This is a genomic window from Amycolatopsis kentuckyensis, assembly GCF_041679295.1.
Lineage (GTDB): Bacteria > Actinomycetota > Actinomycetes > Mycobacteriales > Pseudonocardiaceae > Amycolatopsis > Amycolatopsis kentuckyensis_A.
In genome coordinates, this window is sequence record NZ_JBGDMD010000047.1 from 1 (window position 1) to 578 (window position 578).

At 73.7% G+C, this 578-nt stretch carries 1 pseudogene; it reads right to left on the reverse strand.

The features are described from left to right. A pseudogene (locus ACERZO_RS50325) lies at positions 1–578 on the reverse strand (ATP-binding protein); the annotation flags it as partial.

A 578-nucleotide genomic window follows, 5' to 3' on the forward strand; every position in this document is an offset into this window, starting at 1 on the left:
GGCGCAGCGCGTCCCGCTCGGTCGGGCCGGACACCGCCAGCCGCCACCACGAGCGCACGCGGGTGGCCAGCGCGGTGAAGCCCGACGTCATCTCGTCGTCGATCTCCAGCACCCGCCCGGCCTGCCGCGACAGCGACTGCGGTGGTTCCAGCTCGTGCTCGTCGGTGTAGTGCTTGACCTGCGAGCGCACCTTGTTCATCTGCCGCTGCAGCTCGCCGGCGACCTCTTCAGGGCGTCGGACGTAGATGCGCGCGGACACCTCGACCGCGGCCGGCAGGCGGTCGGCGTGCTGGATCCACGGGTCGTCGACCTCGGGGATCTGCAGGCCGTGCATCTGCCCGACGGTCAGGATCGCCAGGTGCCGCGAGACGCCCGCGTTGGAGCCGGTGCGGCCGCGGACGGTGACCGTCGGCGCGTACGGGTCGGCGTAGTAGTCGGCGGCGTCGGTGAAGCTGGCCAGGTCCTCGGGCTCCCAGGCGGCGCCGGGCACCGCGGGCATGTTCCGCGGCGCGGGCAGGCCCAGCGAGCACGAGCGGTGCATCAGCCAGGACATCTCCTCGGCGTGCACCGGCCGGCCC